We start from the raw sequence: 18,953 nt of genomic DNA, 5'->3' as shown, positions 1-18,953 counted from the left end.
CCCATCTCCCGACGGCCAGTATTGCATGTGCGTTGCTGAGTCAGGTGTATTCGGCCCCGTTGCCAGTCTGCTTCCAGCCACCCCCGCGCAGCTGCCGATTTCAGGTCCTCCACCGCTCTGACCTGCCCCGTCAGGTCCATCGGCGGCCGTCTCAGTCACAGGGGCTATGTTGGTCTGGCCACCAGAGTCGCCGGTCCCCGGCCGTAGCCGTTTCAGACCCGGGAGGGGAATATTGCAGATCGGGAAGATTTCGATCGGCACAATCGATGATTGGTCGCCGAGCCCCGGTGCGGTGATCTCGTGGCGACCGACAGCGGCGGCGATGGCCACGGCTCGGCAGGCCCCGGTCAGTGCCGTTCCGGTCAGCTATATGCAGGGTCAACACATTCGTGGCGTCTACGAACAGGACGCCGCCGGGCTCGACTATTCGCGGCAGATCATCGCGACCTGTGAAGTGCCCGGTCAGTGCGACATCCCTGCGATGAACCACGCGCTCAACGCGTATCTGCGTCGGCACGACACCTACCGGAGCTGGTTCGAATACTCCGGCACCGGCGACATCGTCCGGCGAACGATCACCGACCCGGCCGATATCGAATTCGAGCCGGTCGAGCACGGCGAAATGGCCGCTGAAGACGCCCGTAAACATATCGTCGACATTCCGACCCCGCTCGAATGGGGCTGCTTCTCTTTCGGAATTGTCCAGAGCGCGGACCACTTTGATTTTTATGCCAGCATCGACCATGTCCACGGCGACGCGGCGCTGATCGGGATCACCATGCTCGAGGCCCACGGCATGTACACGTCGTTGACGATGACCGGGCAGCCGATGGCGCTGCCCGAGGCCGGAAGTTTCGACGATTTCTGCCTGCAGGAGCGCGAATCCACTGCGGATCTCACCGTGGATTCCGCCGAGGTCCGGGCCTGGATCGAATTTGCCGAGAACAACAACGGCACCTTGCCCGAGTTCCCGCTGCCGCTGGGCAATCCGCTGGAGCCGACGGTGGCCGACATGGTCGGCGAGATGCTGATGGACGCCGAGCAAACCGCGAGGTTCGAGGCGGCCTGTACCACCGCCGGCGTGCGCTTCGTCGGTGGGCTGTTCGCCTGCACCGCGATGGTCGAGCATGAGTTGACCGGTGCGGCAACCTATTACGGTCTCACCCCGAGAGACACCCGCAGGACGACGGACAATTTCATGACGCAGGGCTGGTTCACCGGCCTGGTTCCGATCACCGTTCCGATCGCCGCGACGTCGTTCGGCGAAGCCGCCTGGGCAGCGCAGAATTCGTTCGACACCGGCCTGAGCCTGGCGAGGGTCCCGTATTACCGGGTGCTGGAACTGGCGCCGTGGTTGGACAATCCCCGGCCGAACTTCCCGGTCTCGAATTTCCTGCACGGCGGCGCCGCACCGCTCAATGCCGTGCTGGCCGCCGCGGACATGGGCTATTCCAACAACATCGGCATCTACTCCGATGGACGATTCTCCTACCAGCTGACGATCTACATATTCCGGTACGAGGCCGGTACCGCGATGGCGGTGATGTTCCCGGACAACCCGATCGCCCAGAAGTCGGTCGGCCGGTACATGGCGGCGATGAAGTCGGTGTGCGAGCGAATCGCCGACAGTGGACATTGGTGACAGCAGATATTGGTGACGTTGTGGCAGTAGCGGGACCTGACGGCACACAGGTGAGGGCGATGTGCGCCGGCTAGCCGATGTCGTGGTGCGGTGGCCGTGGGCGGTGATCGGGCTTTGGGTCGCGTTGGCGGTGGCGCTGCCGCTGACATTCCCGAGCCTGAACGACATGGCTGAGAAGCATCCGCTGGCCATGTTGCCCGGCGACGCGCCGTCCAGTGTGGCGGCGCGGCAGATGACCGAGGCTTTCCAGGAGCCGGGCGGTGACGACCTGCTGTTGGTGGTGCTGACCGACGAGCGTGGCCTTACCCCCGCGCACGAAGCGACGTATCGCAAGCTGGTCGACGCACTGCGCGACGACCAGCACGACGTGGTCATGCTGCAGGACTTCATCGAAACACCGGCGCTGCGTTCGTTTTTGACCAGCAAGGACAACAAGTCCTGGGTGGTGCCGGTGGGGCTGGCCGGTGCGCTGGGCACTCCGCAGTCCTATGCCGCCTACAACCGGGTGGCCGATCTCGTCAAGCAGAAGACGGCGGGAAGCCAGCTCGACGTGCATCTCACCGGCCCAGCCGCCACCGTCGCCGACCTCACCGTCGCTGGTCAACGTGACCGGCTGCCGATCGAGATCGCGATCGCCGTGCTGGTTCTGGCCGTACTCCTGGTGGTCTACCGCAACCCGATCACGATGCTGCTGCCGCTGACCGGGATCGGGATGTCCCTGGTGATCGCGCAATCGGTGGTGGCAGGGCTGTCCCAGCTCACCGGTCTGGGGGTGTCGAATCAGGCCATCATCCTGTTGAGCGCGATGATCGCCGGTGCCGGAACGGATTACGCGGTGTTCCTGATCAGCCGCTATCACGACTACGTGCGGCGCGGGGAGAGCTCCGAGGACGCTGTCCGGGCAGCCCTGACCTCGGTGGGCAAGGTGATCACCGCATCGGCCGCCACCATCGGGATCACCTTCCTGGGGATCAGCTTCGCGAAGATGGGGGTGTTCTCCACCGTCGGGGTGTCGTCGGCCATCGGGGTGGGGGTGGCCTACCTCGCCGCGATCACGCTGTTGCCGGCCATCGTGGCGCTGGCCGGGCCGCGCGGCTGGATCGCGCCGCGGCGCGAGTTGACTGCGCGCTGGTGGCGCCGGTCGGGGGTCCGCATCGTGCGCCGGCCGCGGCTTCATCTGGTGGCCAGCGTCCTGATCCTGATCCTGCTGGCCAGCTGTGTCAGCTTGGCGCGCTACAACTACGACGATCGCAAAGCGGTCTCGCCCGGCGACCCGAGCTCGGTCGGATACACCGCGCTGGAACGCCATTTCGACCTCAACCAGTCGATTCCCTCCTACGTTCTGGTCCGCTCCCCGCGGGACCTGCGTAACCCGCAGGCTCTTGCCGATCTCGAGCAGATGGCCGAGCGCATCAGTCAATTGCCGAACATCGGGATGGTCAGCGGCATCACCCGGCCGCTGGGGGAGGTGCCGCAAGAGTTCCGCGCCACTTATCAGGCGGGTCTGGTCGGTGACCGGCTCGGCACCGGCTCGGCGATGATCGCCGACAACATGGACGACCTGAATCGTCTGGCCGGCGGGGCCAACACGCTGGCGAACAACCTCGGTGATGTGCGCGGTCAGGTGAACGGGATCGCGACCAGCATCCAGAGCATGGTCGACGCGTTCACGACGATCCGGGGTCAATACGGTGGCGACAAGCTGGTCAAGAACGTGGAGGTCGCGGCCAAACTCGTGAACGCCGTCAACCAGCTCGGAAACTCGATGGGCATCAACGTCCAAGCGGCCAAGGATCTGTTTGCCTGGGTGGGCCCGGTGCTGGTGGCCCTGCACGGTAACGCGGTGTGCGACCTCGATCCCTCCTGCGCCGAAACCCGGGGCCACTTCCAGCAATTGGTCGACGCGCGCAACAACGGAACGCTCGACGAGATCAACTCGCTGGCCGGTCAGCTGCAGTCGATGCAGGACAGACAGTCGCTCAACGCGTCGCTGAACCAGCTCAGCGACGCCTTCGGCCGGCTGACGAAGGTCATGCACACCATGGGGCTGGACTCGCCCGCCGGGGCGTCGGCGGGCACCACCAAACTGCGGCAGGGCGCCGATCGCGCGGCCAGCGGCAGCCGGGAAGTCGCCACCGGGGTGGATCAGGTAGTCGAGCAGATCAAGCTGATGCGCACCGGCCTCGATCAGGCGGCGGCGTTCCTGCTGTCGATGAAGCAGAACGCCGCAACCCCGGCGATGGCGGGGTTCAACATCCCACCCGAAGTGCTGCAGCTGCCCGACTTCCAGATGGCCGCAAAGACGTTCATCTCACCTGACGGGCATTCGGTGCGCTATCTCGTGCTGACCAAACTCGACCCGTTCAGCGCGGCGGCGATGGATCAGGTGAACGCGATCAGCGACGCCGCCCGCGGCGCACAGCCGAACACCAGCCTCGCTGACGCCACGATTTCGATGGGCGGATATCCGGCCGCGCTGCGGGACACCCGCGACTACTACCAGAAGGACATCCGGTTCATCATCGCGGTCACCATGATCGTGGTGCTGCTGACCTTGATGCTGCTGCTGCGCGCGGTGATCGCGCCGCTGTATCTGGTTGGTTCCGTGGTGCTTTCGTACTTCGCGGCGCTGGGCATCGGGGTGCTGACATTCCAGTATCTGCTCGGTCAGCAGTTGCACTGGACGGTGCCGCCCCTGGCGTTCGTGGTGCTCGTCGCGGTCGGGGCGGACTACAACCTGCTGTTCGCGTCCCGGTTGCGCGACGAGTCGCCCGGCGGCACCCGGTCCGGTGTGATCCGGACGTTGTCGTCGACCGGTGGTGTGATCACCGCCGCCGGCCTGATCTTCGCCGCCTCGATGTGGGGCTTGTTGTTCTCCAGCATCGGTACGGTGGTGCAGGGCGGGTTCGTCATCGGCGTCGGAATCCTGCTGGACACCTTCCTGGTCCGCACGGTCACCGTGCCGGCCATGGCTACTCTGGTCGGGAAGGCGAACTGGTGGCCGTCACGATCGACAGTGCAGGGAAGCGGTAAGGCATGAAGAAGCTACTCGCCGCAGTGACCACAGTGATCACTGTGTGTGCCACCGGCGGAGTCGCCGCCGCCGATCAGCCGTCACCGGGCGGATCGCAGGGCGACGGGCCAACCCCGATTGGTACCCCGGGCCGGGGCTACGCGCTGGGCGGTGCCCACGTCCTCGGGATCCCGTATGACGAGTACATCCGCCGCACCGGCGCGCAGTGGTTCCCGGGACTCGACCGGCAGATCGTCGACTACCCTGCCGGGCAGGTCCAGGGTCACACGCTCGAGCGTCTGTTCCCCGGTATCGGCAAGCTGGATGACCAGTTCCCGGGCCTGGGCATCGACGGCCCGAGCGTCGGCGAGTCGGTCGACGAGGGTGAAGGCAACGTCATCCGGGCCATCCAGGCGGGTGGCCCCGGTACCGCGATCGGTCTGTCCGAGGGCGCGATGGTGCTCAACGCCGTCCAGAACCGGCTGGCCACCGACCCGAATGCGCCGCCGCCGGATCAGTTGTCGTTCGCCACCTATGGCGATCCGATCGCGCCGCACGCGTTCGGTGCCAGCTTCCTGGCGCAGAACTTCCCGGTGGGCAGCGTGGTCCCGGCGCTGGACTACCGGATTCCGCCCCCGGTGGAGAGCCAATACGACTCCTACCGCTTCGTCTCCGCCTACGACAGCATCGCCGACTGGCCGGATCGGCAGGACAACTGGATGGCGATGGCGAACGCGATCGTCGGACTGGCCACCGGCCACACGGCGGTGGCCTTCACCAACCCCAGCATGGTGCCGCCGCAGAACATCCGGACGACGGTCAACTCGCGGGGAGCGAAGACCACGACGTATCTGATCCCCGAGCAGCATCTTCCGCTGGTGTTGCCGTTCAAGTACCTCGGAGTGGACGAAGGCACGCTGAACAAGCTGGACGGGATCCTCAAACCGATGGTGGATTCCGGCTATTCGCGCAACGACGATCCGCTGACCGCGCCGATCGAAGTCGATCCGGTGAACGGCTACGATCCGGCGGCCGTGACGGCTCCGGCCACCCAGGCCGCGTTCGGTGGAGGTGCGGATCCGATCTCGCAGCTGATGGCCGGCTTCCAGTACGTCTTGGACCACGGCCCCAGCCCGCGCTGATCGTCAGACGCCGAACAGTCCCGCCGCGAGCAGCACGACACCGACCACGGCCAGCAGCGTGGCGACTTCGCGGCGCCGCCGCGCACGCACCCAGGTGTGCAGTGCGGTCATCGCGGCCCGGGTGCGGTCCGGGGCCACCAGATAGGCCAGCAGCGGAATCTCCACCAGCGCGAAGGCGACCACGTTGAACGCCAGCAGAGCTGCGATCCGGCTCGCGGCGTCGGCCGCACCCGCGGCGATGACCGCCAACGCCGCCAGATAGTCGATCGAGGGCAACGCGATCCCCAGTCCGGCGACGCCGGCCACCCACAGCGACGTCCCGTTCAGCAGGCGGCTCAGCCAGGCCGGCGGGGTCCGCTCGCGGCCCCTGGTGACCGCCAGGAACGCCGCCGCCAGGAGCGCCAGCACCCCGATGACGATCTGCACCCTGGGCAGGGTGAAGTGCGCTGACGCCGGGATCCGGGACTCGAGCGCGAACAGCACCACCGCGCCGACGGTCAGGCCCATCAGAAAACCGCCGCAGAGAAAGGCGGTCAACTGCAGGTGGGGCCGCGGGCGGTTGAGCATCAGCACCGACATGCCGATGCGGAACGGCTCCAGACTGACCGCGGCAGCCATCACCAGCAGGGTGAACCACATCGGCTGATCAGCTACGCATCCAACCGCACGAATCGTCCCTGACGGTGGTGATCGACGCACGCAGACCGGCGGACCTTGCCGCTGGTGGTCGTCGGGATCGAGCCCGGCTCCACCAGCACGATGTCGGCGACCTGCAGACCGTGCGAGCGCGAGATCGCCGCGATCACGTCGTTCCTGACCGCGGTCAGCTCGTCTCGACCGTCACGCTTGAGCTCGACGATCGTCACCAGCGTCTCGGTCTGCTCGTCGGAGACCGCGATGGCCGCCACTCGGCCCCGAGTGATCTTGTGCACCGTCGCTTCGATGTCTTCCGAGTAATGGTTGCGGCCACGGACGATCAGCATGTCCTTGATGCGGCCGACGATGAACAGCTCGCCCTCGGAGACGAAACCCTGGTCGCCGGTGCGCAGCCAGTCGGTGTCCGGGGTGCCGGCGGGCGGATCGACCAGGGTGGCGCCGAAGGCGGAGCCGGTCTGGTCGGGCTTGCGCCAGTATCCGGCCGAGACGTTCTCGCCGTGCGTCCAGATCTCGCCGACCGTGCCGTCCGGGCATGGCCGGCAGGTGTCCGGATCGACGATCCGGACCTGGGGTGACGCCGGCAGCTGGTAGCACAGCAACGGGGTGCCGCCGGTGGTGCGCACGGCGGTGCCCTGCGACAGCTCGTCGGGGTCGAAGTCGACGACCTGCGGCACCCGGGCGGCGCCGCCGCTGGCGACGTAGACCGTCGCCTCGGCGAGTCCGTAGGAAGGCACCACCATCTCGGGGCGGAACCCGGCGGGAGCCAACCGTTCGGTGAACCGCACCAGCGTCTCCGGATGGATCCGCTCGGCACCGTTGATGATGCCGACGACCCCACTGAGATCGAGGCCGGACAGTTCGTCCTCGGTGGTGCGCCGCGCGGTGAGGTCGAAGGCGAAGTTGGGTGCTCCGGACCAGGCCCGTGGCTGGCGGGCCAGCGTGTGCAGCCATCGTGCCGGGCGGGTCAGGAAAGCGATCGGGCTCATCAGGTCGGCCGGATGCCCGCTGAAGATCGGCGCACCGATCCCCAGCATCAGCCCCATGTCGTGATAGAAGGGCAGCCACGAGACCAGGGCGGTGCCCGGCGGGAACGTCCCGCCGTAATTGGACAGGTACTCGGCCATCAGCTGCTCGAAGTTGGCCTGCATGTTGCGGTGCGAGATCATCACTCCGGCCGGCAGCCGGGTCGATCCCGAGGTGTACTGCAGATAGGCGATGTCCGGGCCGTCGGGGACCTCGGTGTCCACCGCCCCGGGTGCGTCGAGGTCGAGCGTGTCCACCGCGATCGTGGCGATCACGGCGGCGCCGTCGTCGACGTACTGCGCGGCGACCTCGAAGACCGTGGAGGTGGTCAGAACGACCGTCGGCGACGTATCGGTCACCACGGCGCTGACCCGCTCGTCATGGGAGCCCGGTACCGGGACCGACAACGGGACTGCGATGAATCCGGCCTGCATGGCGCCCAGAAATGCGACGACGTACTCCAGGCCCTGCGGGGCGATGATCAGCGCCCGGTCACCGGGGGCACCGTGCCTGCTGATCTCCTGCGCGACGTTGAGAGTGCGACGGTAGAGCTGTGCCCAGGTCAGGCTGTCGGCGATACCGTTCCAATCCCGGTCGTAGTCGGTGAACGTGAAGGCGACGTCGTCGGGAGTCAGCCCGGCGCGGTCGCGAAGCGCGGACAGGATCGAGACGTTCGGCACGGGCCCCAGGCTACTCAACAGATATTTGAATCGTGCCGGACCCTACTGTGGCCGCAGCGGCCCTTCACATGGGAAGATGGCGGTGTTATGAGCGACACAGAGCTGAGCCCCGCCTCGCTACGTGAGGCCTTCGGCCATTTCCCGTCCGGCGTCATCGCGATCGCCGCCGAAGTCGAGGGTGTGCGGGTCGGCTTGGCCGCCAGCACCTTCGTGCCGGTGTCCCTGGACCCCCCGCTGGTCTCGTTCTGTGTGCAGAACAATTCGGAGACCTGGCCCAAGCTCAAGGATCTGCCATCGCTGGGCATCAGCCTGCTCGGCGAGTCGCACGATGTGGCGGCGCGCACCTTGGCGGCCAAGACCGGCGACCGGTTCGCCGGCCTGGACACCCATTCGCACGCCAGTGGCGCGGTGTTCGTGCACGGCACCAGTGTGTGGATGCTGAGTTCGATCGAGCAGCTGGTGCCGGCCGGCGACCACACCATCGTGGTGCTGCGGGTCACCGACATCACGGTGCACGATGTGCCCCCGATCGTGTTCCACCGCAGCACATTCCGCAGGCTGGGCGCTTAGCCCAGTCTGGCCCCGCGGCGCGCGGGTCAGGGCTTCTCGGCGAGTTCGTCGCGATAGGCGGCGATACGCTTGTCGATCTCGGCCGCGTCGTCGGGCCGACCCTCTTTGCGGGCCAGTTCGGCGCGGACGGACAGCTCGCGGATCGCGGTGCGAATGTCGTTGACGCTATGGACGCTACCCATGGTTCGAGGCTACCCACGCTCGCGCCAATGACAACCGGCGAGCAGACACAAACTCCCCCGAGCACGCGGTGTGCCGGGGGAGTTTGGTGAGGGTACCGGGCTTGGCTACTTGCGCCGGAACAATTTATTGCCCAGCCACACCACCGGGTCGTACTTCTTGTCGGCCACGCGCTCCTTCATCGGGATCAGCGCGTTGTCGGTGATCTTGATGTGCTCAGGGCACACCTCGGTGCAGCACTTGGTGATGTTGCAGAAGCCCAGGCCGTTCTCCTCCTGGGCCATGTCGCGGCGGTCCAGGGTGTCCAGCGGATGCATTGACAGCTCGGCCTGGCGCATCAGGTAGCGCGGCCCCGCGAAGGACTTCTTGTTCTCCTCGTGGTCACGATTGACGTGGCACACGTTCTGGCACAGGAAGCACTCGATGCACTTGCGGAACTCCTGGCTGCGGTTCACGTCCTCCTGCTGCATGCGGTACTCGCCAGGCTGCAGATCCTTCGGCGGGGTGAACGACGGGATCTCCCGGGCCTTCTCGTAGTTGAACGAGACATCGGTGACCAGGTCGCGCATCACCGGGAAGGTCCGCAGCGGGGTGATCGTCACGACCTCGTCCTGGCCGAACGTCGACATGCGCGTCATGCACATCAGCCGCGGCCGGCCGTTGATCTCGGCCGAGCAGGAACCGCACTTGCCGGCCTTGCAGTTCCACCGCACCGCGAGGTCGCCGGCCTGAGTGGCCTGCAGCCGGTGCACGATGTCGAGCACCACTTCGCCGTCGTTGACCTCGACGGTGTAGTCCTGCAGGTCGCCGCCGTCTTCGTCACCGCGCCAGACCCGTAGTTTGGCCTCGTAAGTAGCCATGCTCAGCCCTTCCGGTCCGGGTGTTCGGCGAGTTGATCGTCGGTGTAGTACTTCTCGAGCTCGGACAGCTCGAACGTCGCGAGCAGATCGGGCCGCATCACCGGCTGCTGCTCCGGGGTCACCGTCACATCGGGCACGATGGCGTCGGAGTCGCCCGGCGCCACCCGGCAGACCAGCAACTTGTTGCGCCACTGCGCGTCCATCTTCGGGTAGTCGTCGCGGGTGTGCCCGCCACGGCTTTCCGTGCGCGCCAGCGCCGCCTTGGCCACACACTCGCTGACCAGCAGCATGTTGCGCATGTCGATGGCCAGGTGCCAGCCCGGGTTGAAGATGCGTCCGCCTTCGACGACGACGTTGGCGTAGCGCGCCTTGAGTTCGTCGATCTTGCGCAGCGCCTCTTCGAGTTCGCCCTCCTTGCGGATGATGCCGGCCAGGTCGTTCATCGACTGCTGCAGCTCGGCGTGCAAGGTGTAGGGGTTCTCGGCGTTGGCCTTCGGCTCGAACGGCGCCAGCGCCAGCTTGGTGGCCTCCTCGAGCGCCGTCTCCGACACCGCGGGCCGCTGGGGCAGTGCGCGCACATAGTCGGCGGCGCCGAGACCGGCGCGCCGGCCGAACACCAGCAGGTCCGACAGCGAGTTGCCGCCGAGCCGGTTGGATCCGTGCATACCGCCCGAGCACTCGCCGGCGGCGAACAGACCGGGGGTGGCGCCGGCGCCGGTGTCGGGATCGACCTCGATACCGCCCATCACGTAGTGACAGGTCGGCCCGACTTCCATCATGTCCTTGGTGATGTCCACCTCGGCCAGCTCGATGAACTGGTGGTACATCGACGGCAGCCTGCGCTTGATCTCCTCGGCGGGCATCCGGCTGGCGATGTCGAGGTAGACGCCACCGTGCGGGGTGCCGCGGCCGGCCTTCACCTCGTCGTTGATGGCGCGGGCCACCTCGTCACGGGGGAGTAGGTCGGGGGTGCGGCGGGCCGAGTCGTTGTCCTTGAGCCACTGGTCGGCTTCTTCTTCGGTCTCGGCGTACTGCCCCTTGAAGACCTCGGGGATGTAGTCGAACATGAAGCGCTTGCCATCGGAGTTCTTCAGCACGCCGCCGTCACCGCGGACGCCCTCGGTGACCAGGATGCCCTTCACCGACAGCGGCCAGACCATGCCGGTGGGGTGGAACTGGATGAACTCCATGTTGATCAGGCCGGAACCGGCGCGCAGCGCGAGCGCATGCCCGTCGCCGGTGTACTCCCAGGAGTTCGACGACACCTTGAACGACTTGCCGATACCGCCGGTGGCCAACACCACAGCGGGCGTCTCGAACAGGATGAACTTGCCGGTCTCGCGCCAGTACCCGAAGGCGCCGGCGATCGCATCGCCGTCCTTGATCAGGTCGGTGATAGCGCACTCGTGGAAGACCTTGATCCGGGCCTCGTAGTCGCCGAGTTCCTTCTTGTCGTCCTGCTGCAGCGAGACGATCTTCTGCTGCAGCGTGCGGATGATCTCCAGGCCGGTGCGGTCACCGACGTGGGCCAGCCGCGGGTAGGTGTGGCCACCGAAGTTGCGCTGGCTGATCTTGCCGTCTTTGGTGCGGTCGAACAGCGCGCCGTAGGTCTCCAGCTCCCACACCCGGTCGGGGGCTTCCTGCGCGTGCAGCTCGGCCATCCGCCAGTTGTTGAGGAACTTGCCACCGCGCATGGTGTCACCGAAGTGCACCTGCCAGCTGTCCTTGGTGTTGACGTTGCGCATGGCCGCGGCGCAACCGCCCTCGGCCATCACGGTGTGCGCCTTGCCGAACAGCGACTTGGTCACCACCGCGACCCGCAGACCCCGTTCCCGGGCCTCGATCACCGCTCGCAGGCCCGCGCCGCCGGCACCGATCACGACTACGTCGTAAGAATGCCGTTCGACTTCCACCGTCATTTGACCTCGCTCAGGCTATGGTTTTTCAAAGTTGTTCTCAGCCAACGAATCTCAGGTCTGAGATGGTGCCGCTGGCGACCAGCATGACGTAGAAGTCGGTGAACATCAGCGTGCCGAGCGTGATCCAGGCGTACAGCTTGTGCCGGGTGTTCAGCTTGCTGACCTGGGTCCAGATCCAGTACCGCACGGGGTGCTTGGAGAAGTGCTTCAACCGGCCGCCGGTGACGTGGCGGCAGGAGTGGCAGGAGATCGTATAGACCCACAGCATCACCACGTTGCCGACCAGGATGATGTTGCCCAACCCGAATCCGAAGCCGCTGGCGGTCTTGTCGGAGTGGAAGGCGACGATCGCGTCGTAGGTGTTGATCACCGAGATGATCGCGGCGATGTAGAAGAAGTACCGGTGGGTGTTCTGAATGATCAGCGGGAACCGCGTCTCGCCAGTGTATTTCGCGTGCGGCTCGGCCACCGCGCAGGCGGTCGGGGACTGCCACACCGAGCGGTAGTAGGCGCCGCGGTAGTAGTAGCAGGTCAGCCGGAACAGCAGCAGGAACGGCAAGGACAGGAACGCGTACGGCAGCAGCGACAGCGGCCCGGTCGCAGGCAGGATCTGCGGCCAGAAGTCGCTGGCCTCACCGCACGCCTTGGACAGGCAGGGCGAGTAGAACGGCGTCAGGTAGTGGTACTGCGGGACGAAGAAGTGGTCCCGCTGGAACGCACGCACCGTCGCATAGATCACGAACGCGGCGAATCCGAGGTCCGTCCAGATCGGCGCCTTGAGCCAATTGTCGGTCCGCAGCGTGCGTTGCGGTATCTGGGCACGGCCGGGTGAGAAGACGCCGGTGGCAGGGCGGTTACCCGCAGGTGCGCTCATCTACTGTGATCCCCTTCGCATGAACTCATCGGAGGGTACCTAGATCACGGCACCCGGTTAAATCGGGGTCAGCGACGGTTGTGGCCGCCCACGCCTTCGTCATCGACATCGCGCCAGAAGGCGGTGTCGTAGGGGGTGTCCGGAATTCCGATCTTCTCCCCGGAGACCACGGCTGTTTGCTGGGTTAGGGCAAGCTCATTCGCGTCGATGTCAAGAAGTTCCACGTCATTGAGGATGCGTTCGGCGTCGTTGACGATTCGGCGCATTGCCGGGGTGTCGCCGTATCGCGACTTCAGCGAGGCCACGCAGCGCCGCAATCCGCCGATCAGATGGTGCAGTTCGGCCAATTCTGTGGTGGTGGACAACCGGACCTCCTTGGGTGCGAAGGTGTTATGGATCACAGTACGACAACCGATGCTAGCCACATTTGGATCTCAACGTGAGACAGGTCACGTCGGGAATGGCGCTGCGACGGCCGCGTTGCACCGCTCACAACATGGAAACGACGAGAGGTGGCGACGGTGCCCGATCACAGTGAGCTTGCTCAGCGCGCGTCGACGTTGTTGGCGTTGCACCAGCCCGGCAACCCGGTGGTGCTACCCACGGTGTGGGATGCCTGGTCGGCGACGCTGGCGGTGGATGCCGGGTTCGCGGCGTTGACCGTCGGCAGCCACCCGATGGCGGACTCCGTGGGCAAGCCCGACGGCGAGGGCATGAGTTTCGACGATGTGGTTGCCCGGGTCGCCCAGATCACCGCTGCCGTGGACGTTCCGGTCTCGGTAGACATCGAGTCGGGCTACGCCCAGCCGGCGCAGCGCCTGATCGACGGGCTGCTCGGTGCCGGGGCCGTCGGCCTCAATATCGAGGACACCGTGCACAGCGAGGGCAAGCGGCTGCGGTCATCCGCCGAGCACGCCGAATTGGTGGGGGCGCTGCGCGCTGCCGCCGACGACGCCGGGGTGCACGTCGTCGTCAACGCCCGCACCGACCTGTTCCTGCGCAACGACGGTGCCGACGCCGATCGGGTGGAGCGGGCCATCGCCCGGTTGACCGAGGCGGCCGCGGCGGGCGCGGACGTGCTGTACCCGGTGGGCCGGCACGATCCGGACACGATGCGGCGCTTGACCGCCGAGCTTCCACTGCCGATCAACGCGATCGCGGTCCCGGAGTCCGACGACCCCGCCTCGTTCGGTCCGCTGGGCGTCGCGCGGATCAGCTTCGGGCCGTTCTGGCAGCGCGCCCTGTCGGTGCGCGCCAACGAGATCCTGGACCGCTGGCGCTGACCTCGGGCTCCGTCGATCCTGTAGTTACCGCGCGTGCTACTCGAGCGTTCGCGCGGTAACCACAGCCTCGGCGAGGTGTCTAGGCCTGCGCCGGCATCGCCGCCGTGTCGACGTCGTCGTTCGGGCGCTGCGGCGTCGGCTTGCGGAAGTGGTTGTCGCCCCGGGGATAGACCACCTGCGGCCACCAGAACCAGCGGCCCAGCATCGTCGCGATCGAGGGCATCAGCAGCGATCGCACGATGAAGGTGTCGATCAGCAGGCCGATCGCGATCGTCGAGCCCATCTGCGCCAGCACGGTCAGCTGGCTGAACATCATGCCCGCCATGGTCGCGGCGAAGACCAGACCGGCCGAGGTGACCACGCCACCGGTTCCGGCCATCGAGCGGATGATGCCCGTCTTGAGGCCGGCGTGGATCTCGTCCTTGAACCGCGACACCAGCAGCAGGTTGTAGTCCGATCCGACCGCCAACAGGATGATGACCGACATCAACATGACCAGCCATTGCACCTGGATGCCGAACAGGTCCTGCCAGATCAGCACCGAGATGCCGAACGACGCGGCGATCGAACTGCCCGCCGTGCCGACGATCACCAGCGCGGCGATCACGCTGCGGGTCAGGATCAGCATGATCATGAAGATCAGCGTCAGCGACGACACCACGGCGATCAGCAGGTCGTAGCGCGCACCGTCGGACATGTCCTTGTAGGTCGCCGCGACCCCGCCGAGGTGGATCTTGGCGTTCGACAGCGAAGACATCTTCAGTGCTTCCTGGGCCGCTTTACGCTCGGAGTCCACTCGGCTGATCCCGTCCACGGTCGCCGGGTCGCCCTCGTGGGTGATGAACATCCGGGTGGACTTGCCGTCGGGGGACAGGAACATCTTGAGGCCGCGCTGGAAATCCGGATTCTGGAACGCCTCCGGTGGCAGGAAGAACAGGTCGTCGTTCTTGGCCTGATCGAAGCTCTCGCCCATCGCCAGTGCGGTGTCGTTGCTGGCCTGCGACTGGTCGAGCAGAGCCTTCTGCGAGTTGTACGAGGCCAGCGCGAGGTCGCGGCTGACCTTCATCGACGCGATCGTCTGCGGCAGCAGTGCGGTGAGCTGAGGCGCCAGATTCGCGAGCTGATCGGTATTACCTTGCACCCCTTCGGTTTTGTCGGTGACCGCATCGATTCCGTCGAGGGAGTCGAACAGCGACCGGGCCGCCGCACACATCGGGATGTCGAAACAGTGCGGCTCCCAGTAGAAGTAGTTCCGCAGTGGCCGGAACTGGTCGTCGAAGTTCGCGATGTTGTCGCGCAGCTGCTTGGTGGTTTCCAGCAGGTCCGCCGATCTTGCCGCCGAGTCCTGGGTGAGCTGGGTCTGCTTGAGCGAGAGCTGGTATTGCTTCTCCAGGATGTCGATCGACACGTTCATGGCATCGACCGTCTTGAGCTGGTTGGCCAGTTGGTCGCGCTGAAACGGCAGGTTCATGTTGGTGGTCTGCCCGGCCACGCTCGTCTGGAACGGGATCGAGCTGTGCTGGATCGGGATGCCTAGCGGCCGGGTGATGCTCTGCACCATCGCGATGCCCTCGGTGTGCATGACATTGCTGGCGATCTTGTTGAGCACCAGCATGTCCGCGGGATTGCGCATGTCATGGTCGGCCTCGACCATGAGGATGTCGGGGTTCATCCTGGCCTGGGTGAAATGCCGGTCCGCGGCGGCGAAGCCCAAGTTCACCGGGGCGTCCTTGGGTAGGTAGTACTGGTCGTTGTAGGCCGGCTTGTATCCGGGGATGGCCACGATCCCGACCAGCACGACGAACAGGCTGGCCACGAAAATCGGTGCGGGCCAACGGACGACGGCGGTGCCCACGCGTCGCCAGAACCGGCTCTGCGGTGGTCGCTTGGATTCGTAGAGCCCCACCCGGCTGCCCAGATACAGCACGGCCGGACCGAGCGTGACCGCGATCGCCACGATCACCAGCATCCCGATCGCGACCGGCGCACCCATGGTGGTGAAGTAGGGCAGTCGGGCGAAGGACAGGCAGTAGGTCGCGCCGGCGATCGTCAGGCCGGATCCCACGATCACGGGGGCGACCGACTTGAATGTGGCGTAGTAGGAGTCATCTCGGTCCAGACCTATCCCGCGGTCTTCGCGATAGCGACCGAAGATGAAGATGCCGTAGTCGGTGGCGGCCGCGATCGCCAGCATCGTCAGGATGTTGCCGGCGAACGTGGTGAGCCCGAAGGCGCCGTGCACGGCCAGGATCGACACCACGCCACGCGCGGTCAGCAGCCCCAAGAACGTCAGGAAGAGCTGGATCAAGGTGGTGCGGATCGATCGGTAGACGACGAGCAGCATGCCGGCGATCGCGGCGAGCGTGATCAGGGTGATCATGGCCAGGCTGGCGTTACCGATCACGTGCAGGTCGTCGGTGAGCGCGGCGGGGCCTGCGACGTAGGCCTGCACGCCCGGCGGGGCCGGCGTCTCCTTGATGACCTTGCGGACGGCGTCCACGCCTTCGTTCGCCAGCGTCTGGCCTTGCTCGCCGGCGAGGTTGATCATCACGTAAGACGCCTTGCCGTCGGCGCTTTGAGCGCCCGCAGCGGTCAGCGTGTCACCCCAGAAGTCCTGGATGTGCTGGATGTGCTCGGGATCTTGCTCCAGCTTGTGGATGATCTCGTCGTAATACTGGTGGGCGTCCGGGCCCAGCGGCTTCTGGCCCTCGATCACCACCATGATGGTGCTGTTGGAGTTGAACTCTTGGAAGTTGGCGCCCATCAACTTCATCGCCTTCATCGAGGGCGCGTCTTCGGGCGCCATCGGCGCCGAGTGCATCTCGCCGACGACCTCGAGTTGCGGAGCCACCACGTTCACCGCGACGGCGACCGCGATCCAGAACAGGACGATCGGCCAGGCGAGGATGCGGATCAGGTGCGGCAGCGCCGGGCGTTTGGGCTTGCTGGTGGATTCGGGTTCGGTGATGGTGTGGGTCATGCGGACTTCACCAGGCAGTACGTCTGGGCATTGATGCCATCGGCTGATTGCTCCTCACGGACGGCGCCGTTCACGGTGACGCGGCAGCCGATCTGATCGCCGTCGGTCTGCGCCATCAGACTGGCACTGACCGCGGGCAATGTCGTCGACAGGGTGATCGACCACGGCAGCGGGGCGGTGACGACGTGCACCTTCGCCTCTGGGTCGAAGTAGCTGATCTGGGCGGTGGTCCCCGGTGCCCCATACACGTCGTAAACCAGGACTTTCGGGTTGAATTGGACGATCTCGATGCCGGCGCCGGCGCCGGCGTTGAGATCTTGGGACGCGAACATCCGGTGCAGACGGGACACGACCAGACCGGAAACCGACAGCACCACAATCAGAATCAACGGGATCCAGATGCGTTTGAGCACCCGGCCCACCGGAATAGCTTTCACCCGAGTACCTTCCGTCAGTGAACCGGCCGCGGCGCGGCCGGCTCCGTGGCGCAGTCGGCGTTCGCGGCGAGCTGGGCGATGAGCGGAAACGCCACCCGCGCCGAAAGCCACAACTGCATCTGCTCCTCGTCGGTCAGAGTTGCGATCAACGCCGCCAGCCGCTCCCGGCGCATACGCTTGCGCTTGTCGAGCAATGCCTGACCCGCCGAGGTGATGCCGATCAGGCAGGCCCGGCCGTCGTCGGGGTCGGGCAGCCGGGCCACCAGCCCGGCGCGTTCGAGTCGCTGGACCAACTGAGTCATCGACGGCTGGCTGACGGCTTCTTTGGCGGCCAGTGTGGTCAACCGGATGGGTCCTTCGCGGCACACCCGGTTCAACGTGAACGCTGCGGATGCGCTCAGGTCGGCGCGGTCGCTGAGAAATCTGATCGTCAGGTCCATTGCCTGGTCGAGGGCATCGCCGACGCACTCGCTGACATCGTGATCGGTCAGCTGATTTGCCACCCGGTATCTATATCACGCGTGCTATGTAGCGGCAATCACGATGGGATCGGCGCTGCCCCACAGCCGCTTCCAAGGTTTGCTGGCAGATGGCGCGAATCTGGTCCTGGTCGCGCAGAAACGTTGCGGTGCAGTAAGTCCAGTCGAAGCCCGGGGGTGCGTCATGGGGCCAACGTCAACGACGGCGACCGCTGGTTATATTCCGGCAGTTATCTATCGCGGCGTCGCCCGCTTACCAGACGTCGCCGTCGCGCCAATCGCAGACCAGCTCCGCGGTCACGTCGACGTCGACGTCGACCGGCAGGACGAAGACCGAGCCGTCGTCGTCCGGGGTGCGGGTCAGTCCGCCGGGCGCCAGCACCGAGGTGGGCCCCTGCCAGTTGAGCCAGCCCCGGGGACGGTAGATCTTCTCGCCGATCGGGCTGGAGCTCAGTGCCCCGATCCGGTAGGCGCCGCGGATCACCTGCTCGACTGCGTCCATCACGGCATGCGCCAGCCCCTGGCCGCGCCAGTCTTCGTGGACGGCGACGGCCTCGACGTAGCCGCACCGCAACGCGGTGCCACGGTAGAGCAGTCGTCGCTGCACGACGGCGGCGTGCGCGATCAGGGCGCCGCGGTGGGCAATGATGGCGTGCATCCCGCCCAGGGCGTGTTCCCAGTCGGACTCGGTGAACTCGGTCCACGTGGCGAACGCCTCGGTGACCAGCTGTTGGGCGTTGGCCCGGGTCTCGGTGTCCAGATCGCTGGTGTGGACCAGCCGGGCGGTGTGGACCTGCGCGTGCACCCCCTCAGCTCTACCAGCCCGCGGGACTCCCCGCTGCGATACGGGGCCGGGTCCAGTGCAGCCGGACCCGCTGGCCCGGCCGGACCTGGGCGACGGAGTCGGTGTCGGCGTCGGTGACCACGCCGATGACGGGATAACCGCCGGTGACCGGGTGATCGGGACCCAAGATCACCGGCTGGCCGTTGGGCGGCACTTGAATCGCGCCGCGGGTGGCACCTTCGCTGGGCAGCTGGCGATCCGGCCAGCGGTAGGACAGTGGGGTGCCGGCCAGTCGCATCCCGACCCGGTCGCTGCGGTCGGTGGCCACCCACTCGGTGTGCACTAGGTGTTCTTCACGGGTAGGTTGTGAACGCGTAGGCGCTCGATTGGTGTCATTCCGCCGATGCCGGTGTGGGGTCGGTGGTGATTG

16 protein-coding genes and 1 pseudogene are annotated in these 18,953 nt (G+C 66.2%); 5 read left to right on the top strand and 12 right to left on the bottom strand.

What is annotated here, in order from left to right; all coding sequences use genetic code 11:
• Nucleotides 1-232 precede the first annotated feature (232 nt).
• The 3 genes from MSZK_RS16060 (at nt 233) to pe (ending at nt 5,797) form a co-directional block, all read left to right on the top strand.
• Nucleotides 233-1,642 carry a condensation domain-containing protein gene (locus tag MSZK_RS16060; RefSeq protein WP_099249456.1) on the top strand — a complete coding sequence of 470 codons (1,410 nt, stop codon included), beginning with the start codon at nt 233-235 and terminating at the stop codon, nt 1,640-1,642.
• Nucleotides 1,643-1,703: 61 nt separating this feature from the next.
• Complete coding sequence (locus MSZK_RS16055; protein ID WP_099249454.1) at nt 1,704-4,682, top strand: RND family transporter; 2,979 nt, start codon at nt 1,704-1,706, stop codon at nt 4,680-4,682.
• Nucleotides 4,679-5,797: an acyltransferase PE gene (gene pe, locus MSZK_RS16050; protein WP_099249452.1), complete on the top strand. Its 1,119-nt coding sequence runs from the start codon at nt 4,679-4,681 to the stop codon at nt 5,795-5,797. The genes MSZK_RS16055 and pe overlap by 4 nt, the downstream gene beginning before the upstream one ends.
• A 3-nt stretch (nt 5,798-5,800) precedes the next feature.
• Here the strand turns inward: pe and MSZK_RS16045 are convergent, their stop codons facing one another.
• On the bottom strand, nt 5,801-6,436 hold the full coding sequence (locus MSZK_RS16045) for a GAP family protein (protein WP_099249450.1): 636 nt from the start codon (nt 6,434-6,436) through the stop codon (nt 5,801-5,803).
• A gap of 11 nt (nt 6,437-6,447) precedes the next feature.
• Nucleotides 6,448-8,157 (bottom strand): AMP-binding protein, encoded by a 1,710-nt coding sequence (locus MSZK_RS16040; RefSeq protein ID WP_099249446.1) that lies wholly within the window; start codon nt 8,155-8,157, stop codon nt 6,448-6,450.
• A gap of 87 nt (nt 8,158-8,244) precedes the next feature.
• On the opposite strand from MSZK_RS16040, the gene MSZK_RS16035 reads away from it, so the two are divergent.
• Complete coding sequence (locus tag MSZK_RS16035) at nt 8,245-8,727, top strand: flavin reductase family protein (protein WP_099249444.1); 483 nt, start codon at nt 8,245-8,247, stop codon at nt 8,725-8,727.
• A gap of 26 nt (nt 8,728-8,753) precedes the next feature.
• On the opposite strand, the gene MSZK_RS16030 is transcribed toward MSZK_RS16035, so the two are convergent.
• From MSZK_RS16030 to MSZK_RS16010, 5 genes are all read right to left on the bottom strand, one after another.
• Nucleotides 8,754-8,909: a hypothetical protein gene (locus tag MSZK_RS16030; RefSeq protein WP_099249442.1), complete on the bottom strand. Its 156-nt coding sequence runs from the start codon at nt 8,907-8,909 to the stop codon at nt 8,754-8,756.
• A 105-nt stretch (nt 8,910-9,014) separates the two neighbouring features.
• Entirely contained in the window at nt 9,015-9,767 is a 753-nt protein-coding gene (locus tag MSZK_RS16025) for a succinate dehydrogenase/fumarate reductase iron-sulfur subunit (RefSeq protein WP_099249439.1), read from the bottom strand.
• Between the two features lie 2 nt (nt 9,768-9,769).
• Nucleotides 9,770-11,686: a fumarate reductase/succinate dehydrogenase flavoprotein subunit gene (locus MSZK_RS16020; protein ID WP_099249437.1), complete on the bottom strand. Its 1,917-nt coding sequence runs from the start codon at nt 11,684-11,686 to the stop codon at nt 9,770-9,772.
• A gap of 37 nt (nt 11,687-11,723) precedes the next feature.
• The gene (locus tag MSZK_RS16015; protein WP_099249434.1) at nt 11,724-12,560 is read right to left on the bottom strand and encodes a hypothetical protein; all 837 of its coding nucleotides are present in this window, start codon (nt 12,558-12,560) and stop codon (nt 11,724-11,726) included.
• Between the two features lie 68 nt (nt 12,561-12,628).
• Nucleotides 12,629-12,925, bottom strand: a complete 297-nt coding sequence (locus MSZK_RS16010; protein WP_099249478.1) for a hypothetical protein — start codon at nt 12,923-12,925, stop codon at nt 12,629-12,631.
• Between the two features lie 156 nt (nt 12,926-13,081).
• Between MSZK_RS16010 and MSZK_RS16005 the strand changes: the two genes are divergently transcribed.
• Complete coding sequence (locus tag MSZK_RS16005) at nt 13,082-13,843, top strand: isocitrate lyase/phosphoenolpyruvate mutase family protein (RefSeq protein ID WP_099249476.1); 762 nt, start codon at nt 13,082-13,084, stop codon at nt 13,841-13,843.
• A gap of 79 nt (nt 13,844-13,922) precedes the next feature.
• On the opposite strand, the gene MSZK_RS16000 is transcribed toward MSZK_RS16005, so the two are convergent.
• From MSZK_RS16000 to MSZK_RS15980, 5 genes and pseudogenes are all read right to left on the bottom strand, one after another.
• A complete protein-coding gene (locus tag MSZK_RS16000; protein WP_099249431.1) occupies nt 13,923-16,823 on the bottom strand; it encodes an RND family transporter in 2,901 nt (966 codons plus the stop codon).
• Nucleotides 16,820-17,260: an MmpS family transport accessory protein gene (locus MSZK_RS15995; protein ID WP_199203361.1), complete on the bottom strand. Its 441-nt coding sequence runs from the start codon at nt 17,258-17,260 to the stop codon at nt 16,820-16,822. The genes MSZK_RS16000 and MSZK_RS15995 overlap by 4 nt, the downstream gene beginning before the upstream one ends.
• Before the next feature lie 14 nt (nt 17,261-17,274).
• Nucleotides 17,275-17,763: a MarR family winged helix-turn-helix transcriptional regulator gene (locus tag MSZK_RS15990; protein ID WP_233211345.1), complete on the bottom strand. Its 489-nt coding sequence runs from the start codon at nt 17,761-17,763 to the stop codon at nt 17,275-17,277.
• 229 nt (nt 17,764-17,992) lie between these two features.
• Nucleotides 17,993-18,544, bottom strand: a complete 552-nt coding sequence (locus MSZK_RS15985) for a GNAT family N-acetyltransferase (protein WP_099249428.1) — start codon at nt 18,542-18,544, stop codon at nt 17,993-17,995.
• A 10-nt stretch (nt 18,545-18,554) separates the two neighbouring features.
• Nucleotides 18,555-18,869 (bottom strand): annotated as a pseudogene (locus MSZK_RS15980) (allophanate hydrolase subunit 2 family protein); the annotation flags it as partial.
• Between the last annotated feature and the right edge of the window lie 84 nt (nt 18,870-18,953).

The organism is Mycobacterium sp. shizuoka-1, assembly GCF_002723835.1.
Classification (GTDB): domain Bacteria; phylum Actinomycetota; class Actinomycetes; order Mycobacteriales; family Mycobacteriaceae; genus Mycobacterium.
This window is presented reverse-complemented; position numbering and strand designations above follow the sequence as displayed.

Bases quoted from the DNA above. Each gene is read 5' to 3' on its own strand.
- pe (WP_099249452.1), top strand. From the start codon at position 4,679: ATGAAGAAGCTACTCGCCGCAGTGACCACAGTGATCACTGTGTGTGCC.
- MSZK_RS16045 (WP_099249450.1), bottom strand. From the start codon at position 6,436: ATGTGGTTCACCCTGCTGGTGATGGCTGCCGCGGTCAGTCTGGAGCCG.
- MSZK_RS16035 (WP_099249444.1), top strand. From the start codon at position 8,245: ATGAGCGACACAGAGCTGAGCCCCGCCTCGCTACGTGAGGCCTTCGGC.
- MSZK_RS16030 (WP_099249442.1), bottom strand. From the start codon at position 8,909: ATGGGTAGCGTCCATAGCGTCAACGACATTCGCACCGCGATCCGCGAG.
- MSZK_RS16025 (WP_099249439.1), bottom strand. From the start codon at position 9,767: ATGGCTACTTACGAGGCCAAACTACGGGTCTGGCGCGGTGACGAAGAC.
- MSZK_RS16020 (WP_099249437.1), bottom strand. From the start codon at position 11,686: ATGACGGTGGAAGTCGAACGGCATTCTTACGACGTAGTCGTGATCGGT.
- MSZK_RS16015 (WP_099249434.1), bottom strand. From the start codon at position 12,560: ATGAGCGCACCTGCGGGTAACCGCCCTGCCACCGGCGTCTTCTCACCC.
- MSZK_RS16000 (WP_099249431.1), bottom strand. From the start codon at position 16,823: ATGACCCACACCATCACCGAACCCGAATCCACCAGCAAGCCCAAACGC.